The 17,752-nt window shown below is 35.2% G+C and carries 22 protein-coding genes; 7 read left to right on the forward strand and 15 right to left on the reverse strand.

What is annotated here, in order from left to right:
* Positions 1 to 68 precede the first annotated feature (68 nt).
* The 6 genes from ACLMCG_RS04485 to ACLMCG_RS04510 all read left to right on the forward strand — a co-directional run bounded on the left by ACLMCG_RS04485 (position 69) and on the right by ACLMCG_RS04510 (position 4,990).
* Positions 69 to 848 (forward strand): PhzF family phenazine biosynthesis protein, encoded by a 780-nt coding sequence (locus ACLMCG_RS04485; protein ID WP_413958951.1) that lies wholly within the window; start codon positions 69 to 71, stop codon positions 846 to 848.
* Between the two features lie 41 nt (positions 849 to 889).
* Complete coding sequence (locus ACLMCG_RS04490; protein WP_413958952.1) at positions 890 to 1,798, forward strand: 2-dehydropantoate 2-reductase; 909 nt, start codon at positions 890 to 892, stop codon at positions 1,796 to 1,798.
* Positions 1,799 to 1,829: 31 nt separating this feature from the next.
* The gene (locus tag ACLMCG_RS04495) at positions 1,830 to 2,255 is read left to right on the forward strand and encodes a Rid family detoxifying hydrolase (protein ID WP_413958953.1); all 426 of its coding nucleotides are present in this window, start codon (positions 1,830 to 1,832) and stop codon (positions 2,253 to 2,255) included.
* Positions 2,256 to 2,664: 409 nt separating this feature from the next.
* On the forward strand, positions 2,665 to 3,141 hold the full coding sequence (locus ACLMCG_RS04500; protein WP_413958954.1) for an ester cyclase: 477 nt from the start codon (positions 2,665 to 2,667) through the stop codon (positions 3,139 to 3,141).
* A gap of 160 nt (positions 3,142 to 3,301) precedes the next feature.
* Entirely contained in the window at positions 3,302 to 4,120 is an 819-nt protein-coding gene (locus ACLMCG_RS04505; RefSeq protein WP_413958955.1) for an alpha/beta hydrolase, read from the forward strand.
* Positions 4,121 to 4,123: 3 nt separating this feature from the next.
* Positions 4,124 to 4,990 carry an alpha/beta fold hydrolase gene (locus ACLMCG_RS04510; RefSeq protein WP_413958956.1) on the forward strand — a complete coding sequence of 289 codons (867 nt, stop codon included), beginning with the start codon at positions 4,124 to 4,126 and terminating at the stop codon, positions 4,988 to 4,990.
* Positions 4,991 to 5,122: 132 nt separating this feature from the next.
* On the opposite strand, the gene ACLMCG_RS04515 is transcribed toward ACLMCG_RS04510, so the two are convergent.
* From ACLMCG_RS04515 to ACLMCG_RS04525, 3 genes are read right to left on the reverse strand one after another with little or no spacing between them, the layout of a single operon-like run.
* Positions 5,123 to 6,409, reverse strand: coding sequence for an alginate export family protein (locus ACLMCG_RS04515; protein ID WP_413958957.1), 1,287 nt, complete (start codon positions 6,407 to 6,409; stop codon positions 5,123 to 5,125).
* 42 nt (positions 6,410 to 6,451) lie between these two features.
* The gene (locus ACLMCG_RS04520) at positions 6,452 to 7,783 is read right to left on the reverse strand and encodes an MFS transporter (protein WP_223599075.1); all 1,332 of its coding nucleotides are present in this window, start codon (positions 7,781 to 7,783) and stop codon (positions 6,452 to 6,454) included.
* A 37-nt stretch (positions 7,784 to 7,820) separates the two neighbouring features.
* The gene (locus tag ACLMCG_RS04525; protein WP_413958958.1) at positions 7,821 to 9,293 is read right to left on the reverse strand and encodes an MFS transporter; all 1,473 of its coding nucleotides are present in this window, start codon (positions 9,291 to 9,293) and stop codon (positions 7,821 to 7,823) included.
* A 297-nt stretch (positions 9,294 to 9,590) separates the two neighbouring features.
* Here ACLMCG_RS04525 and ACLMCG_RS04530 point away from each other — a divergent pair, with 297 nt between their 5' ends.
* Positions 9,591 to 10,022 (forward strand): RrF2 family transcriptional regulator, encoded by a 432-nt coding sequence (locus ACLMCG_RS04530; protein ID WP_413958959.1) that lies wholly within the window; start codon positions 9,591 to 9,593, stop codon positions 10,020 to 10,022.
* A gap of 19 nt (positions 10,023 to 10,041) precedes the next feature.
* On the opposite strand, the gene ACLMCG_RS04535 is transcribed toward ACLMCG_RS04530, so the two are convergent.
* The 12 genes from ACLMCG_RS04535 to ACLMCG_RS04590 all read right to left on the reverse strand — a co-directional run bounded on the left by ACLMCG_RS04535 (position 10,042) and on the right by ACLMCG_RS04590 (position 17,687).
* Entirely contained in the window at positions 10,042 to 10,665 is a 624-nt protein-coding gene (locus ACLMCG_RS04535; protein ID WP_413958960.1) for an ATP-binding cassette domain-containing protein, read from the reverse strand.
* The gene (gene modB / locus ACLMCG_RS04540) at positions 10,662 to 11,345 is read right to left on the reverse strand and encodes a molybdate ABC transporter permease subunit (protein WP_413958961.1); all 684 of its coding nucleotides are present in this window, start codon (positions 11,343 to 11,345) and stop codon (positions 10,662 to 10,664) included. Before modB ends, ACLMCG_RS04535 begins: the two co-directional genes overlap by 4 nt.
* On the reverse strand, positions 11,345 to 12,145 hold the full coding sequence (modA, locus tag ACLMCG_RS04545; protein ID WP_413958962.1) for a molybdate ABC transporter substrate-binding protein: 801 nt from the start codon (positions 12,143 to 12,145) through the stop codon (positions 11,345 to 11,347). The genes modB and modA overlap by 1 nt, the downstream gene beginning before the upstream one ends.
* Positions 12,146 to 12,234: 89 nt before the next feature.
* Positions 12,235 to 12,459, reverse strand: coding sequence for a hypothetical protein (locus ACLMCG_RS04550; RefSeq protein ID WP_223599081.1), 225 nt, complete (start codon positions 12,457 to 12,459; stop codon positions 12,235 to 12,237).
* 46 nt (positions 12,460 to 12,505) lie between these two features.
* Positions 12,506 to 13,411: a bifunctional molybdenum cofactor biosynthesis protein MoaC/MoaB gene (gene moaCB / locus ACLMCG_RS04555; protein WP_413958963.1), complete on the reverse strand. Its 906-nt coding sequence runs from the start codon at positions 13,409 to 13,411 to the stop codon at positions 12,506 to 12,508.
* Positions 13,412 to 13,452: 41 nt separating this feature from the next.
* On the reverse strand, positions 13,453 to 13,890 hold the full coding sequence (locus ACLMCG_RS04560; RefSeq protein WP_413958964.1) for a molybdenum cofactor biosynthesis protein MoaE: 438 nt from the start codon (positions 13,888 to 13,890) through the stop codon (positions 13,453 to 13,455).
* Positions 13,887 to 14,972 carry a ThiF family adenylyltransferase gene (locus ACLMCG_RS04565; protein WP_413958965.1) on the reverse strand — a complete coding sequence of 362 codons (1,086 nt, stop codon included), beginning with the start codon at positions 14,970 to 14,972 and terminating at the stop codon, positions 13,887 to 13,889. The genes ACLMCG_RS04560 and ACLMCG_RS04565 overlap by 4 nt, the downstream gene beginning before the upstream one ends.
* Positions 14,973 to 15,059: 87 nt before the next feature.
* Positions 15,060 to 15,293: a MoaD/ThiS family protein gene (locus ACLMCG_RS04570; protein WP_413958966.1), complete on the reverse strand. Its 234-nt coding sequence runs from the start codon at positions 15,291 to 15,293 to the stop codon at positions 15,060 to 15,062.
* A gap of 33 nt (positions 15,294 to 15,326) precedes the next feature.
* The gene (locus ACLMCG_RS04575; RefSeq protein ID WP_413958967.1) at positions 15,327 to 15,545 is read right to left on the reverse strand and encodes a molybdenum cofactor guanylyltransferase; all 219 of its coding nucleotides are present in this window, start codon (positions 15,543 to 15,545) and stop codon (positions 15,327 to 15,329) included.
* A gap of 6 nt (positions 15,546 to 15,551) precedes the next feature.
* Complete coding sequence (locus tag ACLMCG_RS04580; RefSeq protein WP_223599087.1) at positions 15,552 to 15,875, reverse strand: winged helix-turn-helix domain-containing protein; 324 nt, start codon at positions 15,873 to 15,875, stop codon at positions 15,552 to 15,554.
* Entirely contained in the window at positions 15,863 to 17,059 is a 1,197-nt protein-coding gene (locus ACLMCG_RS04585; RefSeq protein WP_413958968.1) for a molybdopterin molybdotransferase MoeA, read from the reverse strand. Before ACLMCG_RS04585 ends, ACLMCG_RS04580 begins: the two co-directional genes overlap by 13 nt.
* 28 nt (positions 17,060 to 17,087) lie before the next feature.
* Positions 17,088 to 17,687 (reverse strand): molybdopterin-dependent oxidoreductase, encoded by a 600-nt coding sequence (locus ACLMCG_RS04590; protein WP_413958969.1) that lies wholly within the window; start codon positions 17,685 to 17,687, stop codon positions 17,088 to 17,090.
* Positions 17,688 to 17,752 lie beyond the last annotated feature (65 nt).

The following is a 17,752-nucleotide window of genomic DNA, read 5'->3' on the forward strand; positions in this document are numbered from 1 at the left end:
ACAATACCTGTATCTGCTTTGAATAATCAGACTTTAATAATTTTACCGGCAATACAAAAATTTTGAAAATGAAAATATATCAAGTAGACGCTTTTACAAATGAAGTATTTAAAGGAAATCCGGCTGCGGTCTGCCCACTCACCAGTTGGTTAACTGATGAAATATTATTAAAAATTGCTGCAGAAAATAATCTCTCAGAAACTGCTTTCTATGTAATTAAAGAAAACAATGTAGAAATACGCTGGTTTACTCCCAATACAGAAGTAGACCTTTGCGGGCATGCAACTCTTGCAACAGCATTTGTTCTTTATTATTATGAAAATTATCAACGTGATCAGATTGAATTTCATTCTCCCCGAAGCGGACTCTTATCAGTGGGAATAGAAAATGGCCTTTTTACATTGAATTTCCCGGAAGATGAATTCTCCGAAGTTTTCTTAACTCATGAACTTTTATCTACCACAGACAAAACCCCTATTGCTGCATATAAAGGAAAAACTGATTATATGCTGATATTTGAAAATGAAGAAGATATCAGTACAATGAAACCCAATCTCCCAGGAATAGCTGCTCTACATGCAAGGGGAATTATCGTAACAGCAAAAAGCAAGAAATATGATTTTGTTTCACGTTTTTTTGCTCCCGCCGTAGGGGTAAACGAAGATCCTGTATGCGGATCTGCACACACTACATTAACACCTTATTGGGCAGCTCAGCTTAATAAAAATGAACTTTATGCTTTTCAACCGTCTCAACGTAGTGGTGAGCTTTATTGTAAGTTATTGAACAAGAGAATTGAAATTGCTGGAAGAGCAGCATTATATCTGAAAGGTGAAATTTTTATTTAAAACACTATTATCCGGATCGGATAACAAATACTTATAAAAATATGAAAATCTCCATTATTGGAACAGGGGCTGTAGGAAGTTATTACGGAATTATGCTGGCAAACGCAGGACACCATGTTGATTTTCTCCTTCGCAGTGATTACGAATATGTGAAATCCAATGGGTTGAAGCTTTATTCAAATGCGCATAAAGATATTATTCTTCCCTCTGTAAACGCTTACAAAAGCACTAAGGAAATGCCAAAATCTGATGTCGTAATCGTGGCATTAAAAACTACTCAGAACAATGAAGTACTCCCTAAGATACTCGCTGATATTGTGGATAATGACAGCATTGTAATTCTGGTGCAAAATGGTTTGGGAATGGAGGAAGACTTGTCTGCTCAATTACCTTCTTTACAGCTTGCAGGTGGTGCAGCCCTTATATCCAGCCATAAAACTCAAAAAGGGACGGTGATTCATCAAGATTACGGAAACCTTGACCTAGGAAGTTATAATCTTCAGCAACCTTCTCTATTGGATAATTTTTCTGGACAATTAATAAGTTCAGGTGTCCCATCATCTCATCAGTCTTTAAAAAAACTCCGTTGGAAAAAGCTTGTATGGAATATGACTTTTAACGGTTTATCAGTGGTACTGGACAAAACAACAAATCAGATACTTGATGATCCTAAAGACCTGAAGCGGTGTAAAATAATAATGAAAGAAGTTATAGAAGCGGCAAAAGCCTGTGATGTTTTATTACCCGAAAATTTTGATCAGGAAATGATTGCTTTTACACAAAAAATGATCCCTTATGCGCCAAGTATGAAACTGGATTATGATTTTGGACGGCCAATGGAATTACAATACATCTATGAAAAACCTATTTTATTTGCCAGAGAGGCAGGATACAATATGGTTTATACAGAGGAATTATTTAATGAATTGGTACAACTTGAGAAGGTTTAATCCTCTTATTTCATTTAAAAACTGAACAAAAATGTTAAAATTCATTCCGTTTTTCTTATTAATAGCAAGCAATTTAATAATCAAAGCACAAAACAATATGGCAAACAAAGTTCCTTATACACCCTCGTTAAAAGTAGGCGAAATGGTTTTTATATCCGGACAGGTTGGAATCAATCCTGCTACATCTCAACTTTCTGATTCAACTTTTGAATCGGAAGTGAAACAGGTGATGGAAAATCTTAAAATTCAGCTTGAAATTTACAATCTGACATTCGACGATCTTATAAGTACCATCATATATTTAAAAGACATGAAAAACTACAGCAGATTAAATGAAGTATATGGTAGTTATTTTAAAACCAGGTTTCCAACCAGAACATGTATTGCTGTTGCAGATCTACCCGCAAATGCTTCTGTAGAAATATCCGGGATTGCGCATTTTAAAGAGAAAAAATAAAATTTCATATCATTAACAAATTCATCCTGTTTTTTATTTAGAAGGTGAGAATGGTATATCTTTAAGTATATCATTCTCTTATTTTTATAAAATAGAACAAAACTCTATTATTGATAGAAAATGACAAATTTCAACAAATAATGACAATGATTTTTAATACTAACAAAAGGCATGATTGTTAAGTTTGTACTCATTTTTATAATCCTTCATTTATATTCTTAGGATCACTTTATTTGGTACTCACTGGCATAATAATAAAACTGTAACTTCTAAAAAAATAAGACTTAGTGATATCTGATTTCAAAAATTGATTCTCAATTAGATTTAATTGAGAAATAATATAATTCCAATTTAAAAATAACATTCAAATCAATAATATTACAGTTCAAACAAATTAGTTATAAAATTTATGAGAAAAAGTATCAATAAAATAATTCTAAGTGGAATAATTTTATCTTCAGTCCCATGCTTTGCGCAAAATACCCAAACAAAAATTGATTGTACTGATATTATACAAGCACAAAAAAATAAAGAGATTGTATTGAGCTTTTATCAGCAGATGTTTGGAGATAAAGATATATCTGCAGTTGATCGGTATGTGGACAAAAATTATATTCAACACAATCCAAGGGTAGCTGACGGTGCAGATGCGTTTAAAAAAGCGGCAGAAATATGGTTCAAAGGTGCTGAAAAAGTAAAAGTTGACGTTCAACATGTTGCAGCAGAAGGAGATTTTGTTTTCGTTCATATTAAAAATAAAAACAAGGATGGTTCGTTGAAATCTACAATGGATATTTTTAGAATGCATGACGGAAAAATAATGGAGCATTGGGATGTCCATGAAAATGTACCGCAAACTTCAGCAAATCCACACCCAATGTTTTAATAAAGCATTTTCCAAGACCAGGTTTCTATCACAGAAGCCTAGTCTTACATAGTTAAATATTACAAATGAATTCAGGTATTCACTAAATTTAACAGAGAAAGTAAGAAATGAATTATATGTCATGTAAGCATCTACTCATACTACTTTTAAAAATTATTGTATGAAAAAAATCATCAACATAAGCTCACGATTATTCCCTAATACAATGGCTTATTTTGCTTATAAAACATTAACAAATCCAAAACTAAAAAAAAGTAATATTCATGAAATAGATATTCTGGATAAAGCATATAAAGAGAAAATACTATTCAGAAAGTTCAATATCCAGTTTTATCAATGGGGAGAACCCAATAATGATCCTATTTTACTTATACACGGATGGGAAGGACATTCCGGTAATTTCGCAGATATTATTGAAAGTCTTGTTGAGCAGAATTATTATGTGTTAGCATTCGACGGACCTTCACATGGTTTTAGCACAAAAAAGCAAACCAACCTTTTAGAGTTCAGTGATCTTATTATTTTTATACTGCAACAATACCGCATTAAAAAAATTATCAGCCACTCGTTTGGGTCTATGATCACAACCTATGCGCTCAGCAGGATTCCTCATTTCGAGATTGATAAATATATTCTGATGACTACTCCTGATACATTTCTGGAGCGCATAAATTCCATTTCTTCTCAAGTGGGAATTAATGAAAAAACAAAACAGATCCTTATCCGAAAATTAGAAGCAGAATTACATACAGAAGTCACTAAAATTTGTGTCAGTAAGTTTGTAAAAGAAATCCATGTAAAAGAAGCTTTGATACTGCATGATAAAGAAGATAAAATTATTCCTATACGGCAGGCAAGAATTGTAAATGAAAATTGGATCAACGGCAATCTTGAAGAACTTGAAAATACAGGTCACTTCAGGATATTGAAGGAACCGTTTGTAATAGAACGTATCATTAATTTTTTAAAGTCTAATTAAAATATGAAGACAGAAAGCTTTGAAACAATATGTGAAGACGGTGTAAAACTTAAAGGAATCCTTTTCACCCCGGATGCCCCTAAAGCAGTCATTCAATTTAATTGCGGCACCGGAACAAAAAAAGAAATTTATTTATCTTTCCTCACCTATCTCGCTGAAAATGGCTTTCTGTGCTGTCTTTGGGATTACAGAGGAAGTGGAGATTCTTCTTCTGAAAATTTAAAAACATGTGAATTCACATTTTCAGACTATGGAGTAAAAGATATGCCTGCTATCAAAGATTTTCTGAACAAAAAATTCCCTGATCTTCCATTTATGATTGTGGGACACAGTGCCGGAGGACAACAAATCGGATTTATGAAAAATCTGGATAATGTAAAAGGAATGATTAATTTTGCAGTATCAGCCGGCTATTACCACAATATGCCATTTTCTTACAGAATGAAAGCTTACTTTTATTTTTACATTTTTGCTCCAGTCAGTGTTTTAATGACCGGATATGTAAAAGCTAAAGCCTTTGGATTAATGGAAAACCTCCCTAAAAATGTTGTATCTGAATGGCGTAACTGGCTAGAGAAGAAAGATTACTTTTTCGATCCGAAATTCTATGGCAAGACTGTCCCTGTAGGTCATTTCAAGAATTATACATTCCCTATTCATCTATACTGGACGGTAGATGATACAATATCAAGCGAGAAAAATACTGAATCTTATTGGCAGCATATTAAAAGTAAGGAAGAAATATCTTTTACAAAACTGGTTCCTTCAGAAGTAGGGTTGAAAAAGATTGACCACTTTGGTTTTTTTAAAAGAAATATGAAAGATAAGCTTTGGGAGAATGTTGTCAGTAAATTAAATAGTTTTCTTTAAAATTACTTCAGATAATAGCTTTCTTACAACTAAATAGAACTCTGCTTCAGAATGTATAACCATTCCCAAAACAATCATGTATCTTAAAAACAGAAAGAGTAATGATAACCACTACTCTTCTCTTTTTATTCTTTACTTTAATTTGAAATTAGGAGCAATCTTAATCCCTAACCAGGTCCATGTCTGTAAATTTTTAGGATCAGGAACATTTTTAACAAACTTCATACTTTCACCTGCGAACATAAATGAATGTCCAAGATTTGCAGTAATCACTTTTCCGAATGTATGGGTAAAAACCATGTCTAATTCGCTTCCTAAATAGGATGAATATTTTTCTCCTGCGTTATTAAATCCTAATTTTCCGTTTGAAGTAAATACATGGAAATTGGTTTGCAACTGGGAATTGGAACTGATCTTAAAGTTTGATTTTAAATAATAATCATTCAATCCAAAGCTGTTGAAATGACTGTTTCCAAGGTAGAAATAATCCATATAACCATTATACAAATGGTTGGTACCATACAAAGGACTAAAAGACCTGTTATTACCGGCTTCAGTATCATAATCCCCTCCTGAAAGCCATTCTGTTCCGGCAACGAGATTGAACTTCGGATGAATTATAAAATCGGAATTGACAGAAAACTGGTATGCAGATTTACTTTGGGCCTGAGTATTTTTCCCGGTTTGATAATATGCAGAACCAAAAACGCCAAACCTTTCGAAATACTTTTTGGCATTCACCCCAAAAGTTATCATGTCATAATGGGTACCTGAAGGATTCTGAAGCACATTATTCATCGCAATAGCGGAAAATTGAAAATGATCTTTTCCCGTGTATTGGTAATGGATAATTTGAAGAGATTTTGTGATTTCACCACTTTCAGCAATGCTGTAGATTTCTTTTTCAGGGAGGTCATTGGTGTCATTATCGTCATTATTATACGTTACAACAGCTTCAATTCTGGCATTCGAATTGATTTTGTAAGCCGCTTTCAAAGCATCAAAGCTTCTTCCCTGCATTGCCCAATCAAGCGCACCTACTAAACGTTCGTTATCATAAGAAAGAATCTGTCTACCAAGTTTCATTGCGAACTTGTCTGAAAACTGATATTTTGCCCAGGCCTCATTCAGGGTAAAATTTTGATTTTTCCCGGCGGTAGTTGTTGTTTCTCCCCATGTTCTTACATCTTGTGCACTGATATAAACTTCCAGTCTTTTGTAATAATAGTCGATTCCGAAACGGGCTCGTGAGAGAACTGTAGTTTCAGCAGATTTTCCTCTTGGAATTAAGGTTTTTACCCCATTATCCAGTTCTCCTCTACTTCTCAGATCAAAATTCAATTTTAAACTATCCATTTGTGCATTCGCATGGCTGAAAGCTAGAACTAAAACTCCAGCCGCTATTATTTTTTTTAACATCTTTAAACAATTTATATTGCGCTTTTTTAATTATCTACAGATCTAGCAAGGTCTTTCACAGCCTTTTCTTGTATAGAAATACCAATTCACAAAAGTGGCCATCACGCAGCCTGCGATAAGAAACCAGAAAAATAAACGGGCATCACCGGAAATAGCTCGGGACTGACTGATCAGCACGTTGAAAACAAACGGACCAAAAGCAGCCACAGCAGCTGTCCATCCTATCACACCAGCTGCTTTTCTGGGAGAATTTGAAAAAATGACCGGATATTGTTTAAAGGTTGCGGCATTTCCAATTCCAGTAAAAAAGAATACACAAAGAATAATTGCTAAAAATCCATTAAAATCATTTTTGCTGGTAGGTGTCAGATATCCACCAAAAATCAAAGCCAGGAAAAGAAGAATTAAGCATAATCCTGTAAGCTGTGTAAGAAATGCACCTCCTATTTTATCAGCCACTTTACCAAAAATAATTCTGGTGGCAGAACCAATAAGGGGACCATAAAATGCATATTGCAAAGGATCCAGATCTTTATCTAAAGGAACATACAGGTTTTTAATCATTAATGGAAAAGAGGCAGATAGACCTGCAAAGATTCCAAAAGTCATAATGTAGGTCATTGTACAGTACAGGGTATGTTTATCCTTGAAAATATCCAGCTGTTCTCTGAAAGTAGCCATCACCGGAATACTTTTTAAAGAACACCAAGCCCAGATACCTGTTATAAATAAGGGAACAACATAAATAAATGCAATATTCTCAAGATAAATTTTCTTACCAGTAGCGACAATTGTTTCACCTCCTCCAAGGAACGAGAATATTGTCAAACTCATGATGAGTGGAGAGAGCAACTGTACAAGGCTTACTCCGAAATTTCCAATCCCAGCCTGAATTCCCAATGCGGTTCCTGCTTCTTTTTTGGGAAAGAATAAAGAAGTTGAAGGCATATAAGATGAAAAATCTCCACCGCCAATTCCCATTAAAAAGCCGATAATCATGAAATACTGGAAAGAAGTATCCGGATTCATTACTGCAAACCCAAGCATGAGCAGAGGTATGATTTTAATAAAAGTGGTTATGGAAATTACTTTTTTGGTGCCATAAATAGGAATGAGAAAGGTATTTACAATCCTTAATATACCACCGGCAAGGCCAGGCATTGCTGCAAGCCAGAAAAGCTGATCATCTGAAAATTGATAACCAATCTGTGGAAGTTTAATGACAATAACACTGTATAAAAACCATGTAGCAAAAGAAAAAAGTAATGCTGTAGTAGTAATTGTAAGTGTCTTCCAGGCAATTTTTTTTCCTGTAGAGTTCCAGAACCCTTCGTCTGAAGGATCATAGTTGGATAACCATTCTGAGTTATTCATCTGTAGTGATATTAAATTAGAAATTTTTGTATTATGATCAATGCTCAATTCTATCTTTGATATGAGGAGCCTCCTTGTACGTCATATGTTTGATAACATGATTCATCCAGAAAAGAGAGATGGCTGAAATGATGAATACAAAGATCCACGAGCTGGTCCACAATCCCGAAAAATCAAGGAGATACCCAAAAAGAATAGGTCCGATAAAGCCTCCTAGTCCTCCTATAAGTCCGACCATACCGCCAACGACGCCTATTTCATTTGGGAAATATTCAGGGATGTATTTATAAACCGCTGCTTTACCAATCCCCCACATAATTCCAAGGAGAATAACCAGAACAGAAAACACCCAGATGTGAGCTTCAAATTTGATAAGTGTGTGACCTTGTGCCAACAATTGTTTTTTGTTTACCTGCTGGTTTTGCTTCACTAAAACTTCCTGCCATGAAAAGGATTCGGGAAGTACTGATGTATGTTCAGGAATTTCGGGTTTGGATTGGATATTCAGAACTTCCTGTTCTAATACAATTTTATTGGTTGAAACCTCAGTAACTATTCCTGTTTTCTTTGCGGTGATTCCTTTACCCGGTGTCAATATTTCCATTTTAGGAAGCATCAGAAAACCGCTCAGAATAAGAGAAGAATAAAGTACCCAATTCATTACTTTTCTTGCTCCGAATTTATCTGACAAGTAACCTCCAAAAGCTCTTATAACTCCGCTTGGTAAACTAAAAGCTGAGCTTAAAAGCCCTCCAAGAATCAATGACGTTTTATAAACATTGACATAATAAGGAAGCAGCCATTGAGAAAATGCTACAAACAATCCGAAAACAAGAAAATAATACAGTCCGAATCTCCATACTCTAAGCTTGGAAAGCGGAGCCAGAAGCTCTGACATTGTTTTATCCTGTACTTCAGCTTTTTTATTTTTAACAAAGAATATAAAGATCAGTCCAATCAGGATGAGTATAATTCCGTAGATGACAGGAAGCATTCTCCAGCCGTTTTCCGGATCAGTTGCAGACAGATAATTCAGTAAAGCGGGTGCAAAAAATGTAGTTAAGGCAGCGCCGGCATTTCCCATTCCGAAAATCCCCAACGCTCTTCCCTGCCATTCTTTCGGGTACCATACAGAAGTAAAGGCGATTCCTACGGCAAATCCGGTACCTATCATTCCGAATAAAGCACTTAATAAAAAATAAATCCAGTATGAATTCGCAAAATAAAGTAAGAATAAAGGGATGCTGCAAAGTAACAGTAATGTTGCGAATACAGGTTTTCCCCCATACTTATCCGTTAGAATTCCTAAAGGCAGCCTCATGATAGAACCGGTAAGAATGGGTATTCCCAGAAGCCAGCCTGTTTCTACTACCGACCAGTTAAAAATACCATTATCAACCAGATAAGTTACCAATACCCCATTCATTGTCCAGCATGCAAAGCAGATTATGAATGCCAGAGTATTCAGGAAAAGGACTTTGTGGGCAGAGGCTAAAGAATTTTCTATCATCAATCTATATTTTGAATTTCAAAATTACTTTTTAAATAAGACAAAAACATCCTATTTAAAATTATTTTTCTGATTTCTGTCAAAAATCATAATCATGATCTTTAATAAAAATATTTCACATTTGTTAGAAAAAAGGTATTGTGAAATGTGAATATGAGAGAATCACACAATAAAAAAGCTTACAATGAGTAGAATACCTTAAACCTCACTTTATTTTATAGTTACTTTATTTCAGGCAGGATTTTGTATTTTTGTACTTTAGATATTATTCTTAGCTTAAATAATTTAGATAAAATAATGCTGATATTTTCATATACATGTCAATACGCCATCAAAGCCTGTATCGTGCTGGCGTCCGAGAGAAAAAAAATAGGAATAATTGATATCTCTGAACAGATTGGTACGCCTACTCATTTCACCTCGAAAATTCTTCAGCAGCTTACCAAGAAACAACTGATTTCTTCCGGAAGAGGAAAAGGGGGCGGATTTTATCTCAATGATGAGCAGTTTGAAAGACTAACCATTCAGGATATATACGAAAGTCTTGAAAGAAAAGGAGTTTTAACTTCATGTCTTTTAGGTCTTAAAACCTGCAGCAGCGAAAATCCCTGCCCTATTCATGATATGGCTGTAGTAGTGAAAGAAAAAGTAAAAATAATTTTCGATTATAAAATTAAAGATTTGAAAGATCTCGGAAGTGTAATGAAAATGATGGAGTATCCCGGTTAAGCTCATTAGTTTAAAAAAATCATCTGATAACCATTTTTTTATGAGCATAATCTTCAAACTCATTTTCGTTATGACTGATGATAAAAAAGGTTGACGCCTGATTGATAGAAGTTTTCACAATCTCCTCTTTCATTATCTTCCTCATTGAAGAATCAACAGCTGAAAAAGGTTCGTCTAAGAGGACAACCCTGGCATTCTGAACCAATGTTCTTGCCAACGCAACTCTTTGCTGCTGACCACCGGAAAGCTTGGAAGGAACTGTATTTTCCAGATTTTCCAGATTAAATATTTTCAAAAGATGATTAATAATCTCTTCATCCTTCTTTTTCTGCGCAAATTCAATATTTTTCTTTACAGTCATATTGGGAAACAAAGCATAATGCTGAAACATCAATGCAATATCGCGTTTTTGAGGTGGCAGAAAGGTTTTGCCTTTTGTATTAGTTAAAACCGTATTATTTACTGTAATGAGTCCGGAATCCGGAGTTATTAATCCTGATATAATTTTAAAAAAAGTAGTTTTTCCAATTCCAGAATCTCCGGAAACATGGATGATATTTCCTTTTTCAAATTGCTCATTAATCTCAAGAAACTGATTTCCAGAGGAGGTAAAAATCTGATGTTTTATATTGATCTCAATCATCGGAATGTTGTCATATTAACTTTACGGTTGATACTATAAATCAGCACTAAAGTAAGAAATGAAAGAATAAAAAGTACAAATGCATATCGGTTTGCGGCTTCAAAATTGAGAGACTGAACCTGGTCATATATTGCAACGGATGCAATTCTGGTTTCTTTAGGAATGTTTCCGCCCACCATAATGACAATACCAAATTCGCCGATACAATGTGCAAACGTAAGAGCAATTCCGGTAATAACGGAAGTTTTTATGTTGGGAAGAAGAACTTTAATCAGCGTAACGATTTTGGATTTACCCATCGTATAGGAAGCCTGCCTCAACTCGTCGGGTAATGAAGAGAAACCGTTCTGAAGGGGCTGAATCATAAAAGGTAAGTTGGCGATAATACTTGCAATAACAATTCCGTTAAATGAAAAAGCAAGCCGGACATCAAAATACTGCTCTAAAAATTGTCCAAAAGCATTATCAGGACTGAAAGCCACCAAAAGGTAATACCCCATCACCGTTGGCGGCAAAACCATAGGCATACAAATGAGCGCTTCTACGATAAATTTCAGTTTAAACCGTGAATAGGTAATCCAGTAAGCCACTGGGATTCCAATGATGACCAGAATAGTAGTGGTCACGAGTGCCAATTTTCCGGTGAGAAGTAAGGTATAAACAAAATCCTGGTCCAGCATTAGAATTTAATTACAGGTTTATAGCCATATTTTTTCCAAATTTTTATTGCTTTTTCACTCTTAATAAAATCGAAAAAAAGCTGTGCTTCCGTTGTCTTTTTCCCTTTCAGAACAATACCGCTTTGCGGAATTGGTGATGATTCCTGTTCTGAAAGCTCATAAAATTTTCCTTTTCCCGTCATTTCTTTGCCTACCGCATTAGAAAGTGCTACAAAAGCAATATCAGCATTACCGGAAGAGGCAAATTGTGCTGCCTGATTAATGTTTTCAGCCCAGACAATTTTATGTTCAATCATCGTATATAAACCGGATTTTTTTAAAGCTTCAACAGCATTTTTTCCGTAAGGAGCCAATTTTGGGTTGGCAATGGCTATTTTTTTAACCTTCGGATTTAATACTAATTTCAAACCTCCCGAAACGTCTAAATTTGAGCTCCACAAAGCAATTCTTCCATACGTGTAGACTGAAGAATTACCGAAAGTTTTATTGTTACTTTTAAGCTTTTCAGGAAATGAAGAATCTGCTGAAAGAAACAGATCGAAAGGTGCTCCGTTTATTATTTGTTGAACGAGCAATCCTGAAGATGCATAGCTAATTTCAACTTTTCTGCCAGCGTTCTCTTTTATATAGGCGTCTTTAAATTCTTCTAAAACATCTCTGAGATTGGCAGCCGCAGCAACAGAAATTACAGAACTCCCAAGATTATTCTTACTGTCTGATTGTTTTTTTTTGCAACTGAAAATTACAAATGAAATTAAAAATATACTTAATACAAATTTTAACTGAGTCCATTTATTCATAACATTAACTGCATAAAAGAAAGATGTAAAATTATTATCTGATTAAAAAGATAAGGTTTTCTGATCAATCAAAGCATTACAAAACAAAATTACTTTAGTTTTTCCAATGTTTTACATTTTTCTTTATCACCGGTTTTTATCACAGAAATATCAATGTATTTAACAGTTCCGCCACTTGATGACTCAAATTGTTTTGCTTTTTTATCAGCATATTCAAAGGTGTAGCCAATTCCCATAACGACTTTATGTCCGTTACATTCTCCCATGGCTAAAAACAGATATTCTCCTAACGCAGATTGGATATTGATGCTCATTTTTTAAATATTTAGATTATTTTATTGTGTTGATTTTGCTCCGTTTTTAATGTTGGGCTCCGGCCACTATTTTATAGATATGAAGAATTCCGGGAAATATGGAGTCCATTGATTCCTCTGCTCCTTTTGTAGAGCCCGGAAGCGCAATGACAAGGGTATCACCAATCATACCCGCCAGACTTCTGGAAAGCATTGAATAAGGGGTTCGCAGCTGTCCGTAGCTTCTTATAGCTTCTGAAACACCGGGAATTTCCCGTTCCAGGAGAGGACGAAGAGCTTCAGGAGTTACATCCCGTTTTGACAGTCCGGTTCCTCCCGTGATCATGATAAGTCTGGTTCCCTGCTCTACATCTGATTTTATTTTTTCCTGAATTTCCTTGATTTCATCAGGAATAACAACATAATCATTAATAGCTACATGATGTTTTTCCAGAGCCGCAATAATTGCTTTTCCTGCTTTATCTTCTTTTTTTCCGGCAAAAATGCTATCTGAACAAACAATTACGGATGCATCAATACCTTCGCCAGAATCTTTACGATCTGATTTTCCTCCTTTTTTCTCCAGCAGTTTAATATTTTTGATTTCAATATTCTTATCAATTGGCTTCAGCATATCATACATTGTGAGTGCAACTACAGAAGCAGAGTGCATGGCCTCCACTTCTACTCCGGTCTTGTAAATGGTATGAATTTCCGAGGTGACATGAATATCGAGATTCCTGATTTCAAACTGAATTGAGGTATATTCTATTGGAAGCGGATGGCAGTCCGGAATAACATCGCTTGTTTTTTTGGCTGCAAATAATCCTGCAGTTTTTGACATTTCAAATACATTTCCTTTCGGAACTTTATGATTTACAATTGCATCGATCGTATCCTGTGAACTTACGCTAACTACTGCTTCAGCGATAGCTTTTCTAAGTGTACTGCATTTGTGGGTGATATTGACCATATTCCTGTAATTAATTTTGTTGTTGAATCCTTATTTTATGCTTATCTGTTTTCTTTCCAGGTATGGGATTGATCTTCTAAAATCTCTTTTCCCCACAAAGGAATTTCTTTCTTAATTCGATCTACCATTTCGTCACAGGCATTGATGGCTTCTTTTCTATGCTCAGCAGAAGTAAAGACAAACAAACAGATCTCTCCAACCTCGATATTTCCTAATGAATGGTAGATATGCGCACATATCAGCTTATATTTTGAGATGATTTCTTCCCGGATATCATGGGCTTTTTCCAATGCCATTTTCTGATAAGCAGTAAATTCCATGGATTGAATTTTTTTATCATTAATCACGTCTTCACGAATCTGTCCCAGAAAAATGCTATGTCCGCCAATATTGGTTTTATTGGTATGTTTAGCGATACTTTCCGCAACAAATGAGGGACTGATAGGACCTTCAATAAATATATTTTTTATTTTTTTCATGATAATATTGATTTTGCTCCGGCTGGAAAATGTTTGATTTCTTTTTCCGGAAAATAGGATTTTGTAAGTTCTAGCGCTTTTCTGCTTCTTTTTCCTGAAGCACAGATAAAGCAGAGATTCTCGTAGTTTTCTAATGTTTTCAAATTTTGTCCGAGAGAAGCTAACGGAATTTCCAAAGCCTGGAATGAGTTTAATCTCGGCAACTCATCTGTTTCCCGGACATCAATCAGAATACTGCTTTTCTGATTCAGAAATGTCTGTAAATCTGCAGTTGACCGAATGTCATTTTCTTTCCTGATATTACAGAATTCTTCGTAGTTGAAATTTTTAAATTGTTCAATTGTTTCAGGTTCTGATTTTTCTTTGCATGGATTAAAATTAACAATCATTGATTGGTAATTTCTGGTATTGAAAGACAACAGTTTATGAATCAGCACATCTTTTGAGCCAATTAACAGCTTGATTACTTCATTGGCCTGAAAAGTACCTATCACAGCCGAATGCGCTGGTAAAACTCCTGCTTCGTTACAATCAGGGACTTCATTCTGATTGGGTGGTACCGGAAAAAGATCACGATAATTGGTTACCTTACTGTCCTTTTCCACATTGAAAACAGAAATCTGGCCTTCATGTCTGAAAATAGATGCATAGACCAATGGTTTTTTCAACAGAGCGCAGGCATCATTGAGTAAATACCGGGTTGTAAAATTATCGGTACAGTCTACAATGACATCGAAATTATGAATAATGGAAAATACATTATCTGATGTGAGCATTTCCTGAAATGCTGCAATCTCAGTATCTGTATTCATCTTATTCAAATGTTCAACTGCAGCAATGACTTTTGGTGTTCCCACATCCTGTTCATCGTACAGAAACTGCCTGTGGAGATTATCCATCTCTACAATATCAAAATCAACGATTCCTATTGCTCCTACTCCGGAAGAAACCAGAATCTGAAGAACTGGACATCCCAAACCTCCTGCACCGACAACCAAAACTGAAGATTCAGCGAGTTTTTGCTGTGCAGTAATCCCGAAGTCCGGAAGTATCATTTGTCGGTTGTATCTTTTTAAATCCATTCTCAAAGAAGTTTTTATTTTCAATATAAGGTTAGCCAACTGTTTATTCAAAGGTTTTAATTCCTACTGATTATCAAGTTGTTAAAATCAACCTCCTGAATATGGCGGCAGCAAAGCGATTTCTGCATCACCGGAAATGGATTGCTCGTCTTCAGCCTTTACCCCGTTCATGACAATTAAAAATGTAAGTTCTTTTAAAGCCGGAAATTTTTCATACAACAATTTTTTTAAATCAGAAACAGTATTGATTTTTTCCGTGTCTAAATCATATTGAACATTCTTGAAGATGTCTGTAAGTTTTCCAAATATTTTAAGTGTCATTATTTCATTTTTAAAAGTGATAATTTAATGCAGTTATGAATGATCTTCCTTCTTTCGGATAGCCATAAGACAGATAATAATTTCTTTAGAATCAGGATAATTTAAATGATTACCAGAAATATAGACCTCATCAAAAACCTGTGACAGATTATCTATTACATATTCTATTACAGTTTTTTCACCAAGCTTCATCAGGGTCTTGTCCTGACCCATTCTGGAGCTTTGGCCGCCTGCTAAAACAATTGCTTTCATATTATTTTAAATGGTTTCCTTTGAGAATTTCAAAAAAGACTCTTCTGCTGTTTTGAATTTTTCAACGATGAGTTTTCCGTAATCAGTGAGCTGGCTTTGCCCTCCGGATTTTCCTCCCACTTCTTTTGTAACAATTTCACAGGAGGCATTAGAATTAATATCACGTACAATTCCCCAGGCTTTCCGATAGGGTATTTTCAGTGCTTTTGCTGCTTCTGCTATACTTCCCAACTGATGAATATGTTCTAATAGCCTGGCTCTTCCGATGCCGATCTTCAGACCGGATCCAGTTTCTATCCATATCCTGCCTTTGATTTTCAGATTTTCCATATTTTCACTTTTTCACCAATATTTATTTCGGTGGCCGTTTCAGAAAACTCTACCAGACAATTGGCCTGAGCTGCCGAATTCATTTTATAGGATTCCTGACCGCTGAGAATACGAACATTTCCTTTAGAATATGATGCCTTCAGAAACTGAGTCTGCTCATTGCTTTTTTTTCTTACGTAAGATTCTGAAATAGCAAAATCCATTTCTTCTTCAAAATTTTGACGACCGAAGCATCCAAGCAGGAATGGCTTCACATACTTATGGTAACAGGAAAAAACAGAAGCCGGATTTCCGGGTAATGCAAAAATAAATTTCTCATTTTGTTTTCCGAAGAACAGCGGTTTTCCAGGTTTTTGCCTGATCTTGTAGAATAATTCTTTAACGTCCAGTTTTTCCAGAGCAGGTTTCACATAGTCATAATCCCCGACAGAAATTCCCCCTGTTATGAGTACAATATCATTATGATGTAAAGCTTCTTTTATCGCATGGAATGTCGCATCTTCTGTATCTTCAGCATGTTTTATACACGAAAACTGATGATTGATTTCTGCTAAAGCCGCCTGCAGAGTATATCTGTTGGAATTGTAAATTTCGCCTTCTGCCAAAGAATTTCCCAGTTCAACCAATTCATTTCCAGTAACAACAAGTCCTATTTTCAGATGCTGATAAACCGTAACTTTTTCAATCCCAAATCCTGCCAGAAATCCGATCAGTGCGTGATTGATGTATGTGTTTTTTTCAACAATCACAGTTCCTGACTGTGTCTGTGAAGCTTTCAGACGAATATTTTCACCCTTTTGAATTTCATTAGTATCAAAATGAATAAGATGTTCATTCTGTTCTACCTTTTCCTGCATCACTACAGTATCAACACCGTCCGGAATTTTAGCGCCTGTAAAAATGCGAACGGCTTCTCCTCTGCCCAAAACAAAGTCATTTTTTGAAATTCCTGCGGGAATGATTTGGGTTACGTTCAATTCTATAAAATCTGCCAGATCTTCAAAACGGAAACCATATCCATCCATTGCTGAATTATCGAAAGAGGGAACATCTAAAGTTGCCCGTATTTCTTCCGCAGCATAAAACCCTTGTGCTTCTAAAAGTGAAAGCTCCGTTTTCTCTGTTGTGAAAATTTGATTCTGAATGATTTTTCTGGCTTCGGAAACGGATATAAAATGGTTCATCTTTTTGTTTTCTAGTTTTTCAAATTGATTATTTTACTCTCTTCACTTCTATGTTTTTCAGCCATTTTACGTGACGCGGGCCTGTTTTAGTATCGGAAAGGCTTACCACAATCATTTCCCCTTTTTTCTTGAGTGGTTCTCCGTTTTGTTCAAAAACTACATATACTTTTTCCCCTGCCGGATTGTTGAATAATTCTGTCCATGAAAATGTAGCCTTATAATCATCTGAGGCACGGGCAACAATGTAAAAATTACGGTCTTTATGGTCCTTTTGTGCAATTTTTGCTTTATCTAAAATATCTGTAAGAAGAACAGCTTTTGTAGATTCTATACTGTCTTTGGTTAAACCGCTCTGACAGACAATTTTGAAGTCATTGAGTTCCTTCACATTCATTTTTTTCAAAGAATCTACGGTTAAGGTAAGCGGATTGACCACATCTCCTTTTACCTGTACTTCCCGGCTTACATATTTCAAGTCATCTTTATCATCGTGCTTATGGTTTTCTTTTTCAGAAGTGGCTTGTGAAGTTTCTGCATGTTTTTCAGCCTGAGCCGTTTCCGATTTTGTACATTGCGTCATTGTGAATGTTATCATTACAACAGCAATGCATTTAATTAATTCTCTCATTGTTAATAAATTATTGAGTTTAGTGCAGTTCGTTATGTCTTTTTTGTCCTATCGGTTGATAAAAA

Origin of the sequence: Chryseobacterium sp. S90 (assembly GCF_047444895.1) — a bacterium.
Classification (GTDB): domain Bacteria; phylum Bacteroidota; class Bacteroidia; order Flavobacteriales; family Weeksellaceae; genus Chryseobacterium.

What these genes read in the sequence shown, in the direction of transcription:
- ACLMCG_RS04485 (WP_413958951.1), top strand. Translation starts at nt 69, where the DNA reads ATGAAAATATATCAAGTAGACGCTTTTACAAATGAAGTATTTAAAGGA.
- ACLMCG_RS04490 (WP_413958952.1), top strand. Translation starts at nt 890, where the DNA reads ATGAAAATCTCCATTATTGGAACAGGGGCTGTAGGAAGTTATTACGGA.
- ACLMCG_RS04495 (WP_413958953.1), top strand. Translation starts at nt 1,830, where the DNA reads ATGTTAAAATTCATTCCGTTTTTCTTATTAATAGCAAGCAATTTAATA.
- ACLMCG_RS04500 (WP_413958954.1), top strand. Translation starts at nt 2,665, where the DNA reads ATGAGAAAAAGTATCAATAAAATAATTCTAAGTGGAATAATTTTATCT.
- ACLMCG_RS04505 (WP_413958955.1), top strand. Translation starts at nt 3,302, where the DNA reads ATGAAAAAAATCATCAACATAAGCTCACGATTATTCCCTAATACAATG.
- ACLMCG_RS04510 (WP_413958956.1), top strand. Translation starts at nt 4,124, where the DNA reads ATGAAGACAGAAAGCTTTGAAACAATATGTGAAGACGGTGTAAAACTT.
- ACLMCG_RS04515 (WP_413958957.1), bottom strand. Translation starts at nt 6,409, where the DNA reads ATGTTAAAAAAAATAATAGCGGCTGGAGTTTTAGTTCTAGCTTTCAGC.
- ACLMCG_RS04520 (WP_223599075.1), bottom strand. Translation starts at nt 7,783, where the DNA reads ATGAATAACTCAGAATGGTTATCCAACTATGATCCTTCAGACGAAGGG.
- ACLMCG_RS04525 (WP_413958958.1), bottom strand. Translation starts at nt 9,293, where the DNA reads ATGATAGAAAATTCTTTAGCCTCTGCCCACAAAGTCCTTTTCCTGAAT.
- ACLMCG_RS04530 (WP_413958959.1), top strand. Translation starts at nt 9,591, where the DNA reads ATGCTGATATTTTCATATACATGTCAATACGCCATCAAAGCCTGTATC.
- ACLMCG_RS04535 (WP_413958960.1), bottom strand. Translation starts at nt 10,665, where the DNA reads ATGATTGAGATCAATATAAAACATCAGATTTTTACCTCCTCTGGAAAT.
- modB (WP_413958961.1), bottom strand. Translation starts at nt 11,345, where the DNA reads ATGCTGGACCAGGATTTTGTTTATACCTTACTTCTCACCGGAAAATTG.
- modA (WP_413958962.1), bottom strand. Translation starts at nt 12,145, where the DNA reads ATGAATAAATGGACTCAGTTAAAATTTGTATTAAGTATATTTTTAATT.
- ACLMCG_RS04550 (WP_223599081.1), bottom strand. Translation starts at nt 12,459, where the DNA reads ATGAGCATCAATATCCAATCTGCGTTAGGAGAATATCTGTTTTTAGCC.
- moaCB (WP_413958963.1), bottom strand. Translation starts at nt 13,411, where the DNA reads ATGGTCAATATCACCCACAAATGCAGTACACTTAGAAAAGCTATCGCT.
- ACLMCG_RS04560 (WP_413958964.1), bottom strand. Translation starts at nt 13,890, where the DNA reads ATGAAAAAAATAAAAAATATATTTATTGAAGGTCCTATCAGTCCCTCA.
- ACLMCG_RS04565 (WP_413958965.1), bottom strand. Translation starts at nt 14,972, where the DNA reads ATGGATTTAAAAAGATACAACCGACAAATGATACTTCCGGACTTCGGG.
- ACLMCG_RS04570 (WP_413958966.1), bottom strand. Translation starts at nt 15,293, where the DNA reads ATGACACTTAAAATATTTGGAAAACTTACAGACATCTTCAAGAATGTT.
- ACLMCG_RS04575 (WP_413958967.1), bottom strand. Translation starts at nt 15,545, where the DNA reads ATGAAAGCAATTGTTTTAGCAGGCGGCCAAAGCTCCAGAATGGGTCAG.
- ACLMCG_RS04580 (WP_223599087.1), bottom strand. Translation starts at nt 15,875, where the DNA reads ATGGAAAATCTGAAAATCAAAGGCAGGATATGGATAGAAACTGGATCC.
- ACLMCG_RS04585 (WP_413958968.1), bottom strand. Translation starts at nt 17,059, where the DNA reads ATGAACCATTTTATATCCGTTTCCGAAGCCAGAAAAATCATTCAGAAT.
- ACLMCG_RS04590 (WP_413958969.1), bottom strand. Translation starts at nt 17,687, where the DNA reads ATGAGAGAATTAATTAAATGCATTGCTGTTGTAATGATAACATTCACA.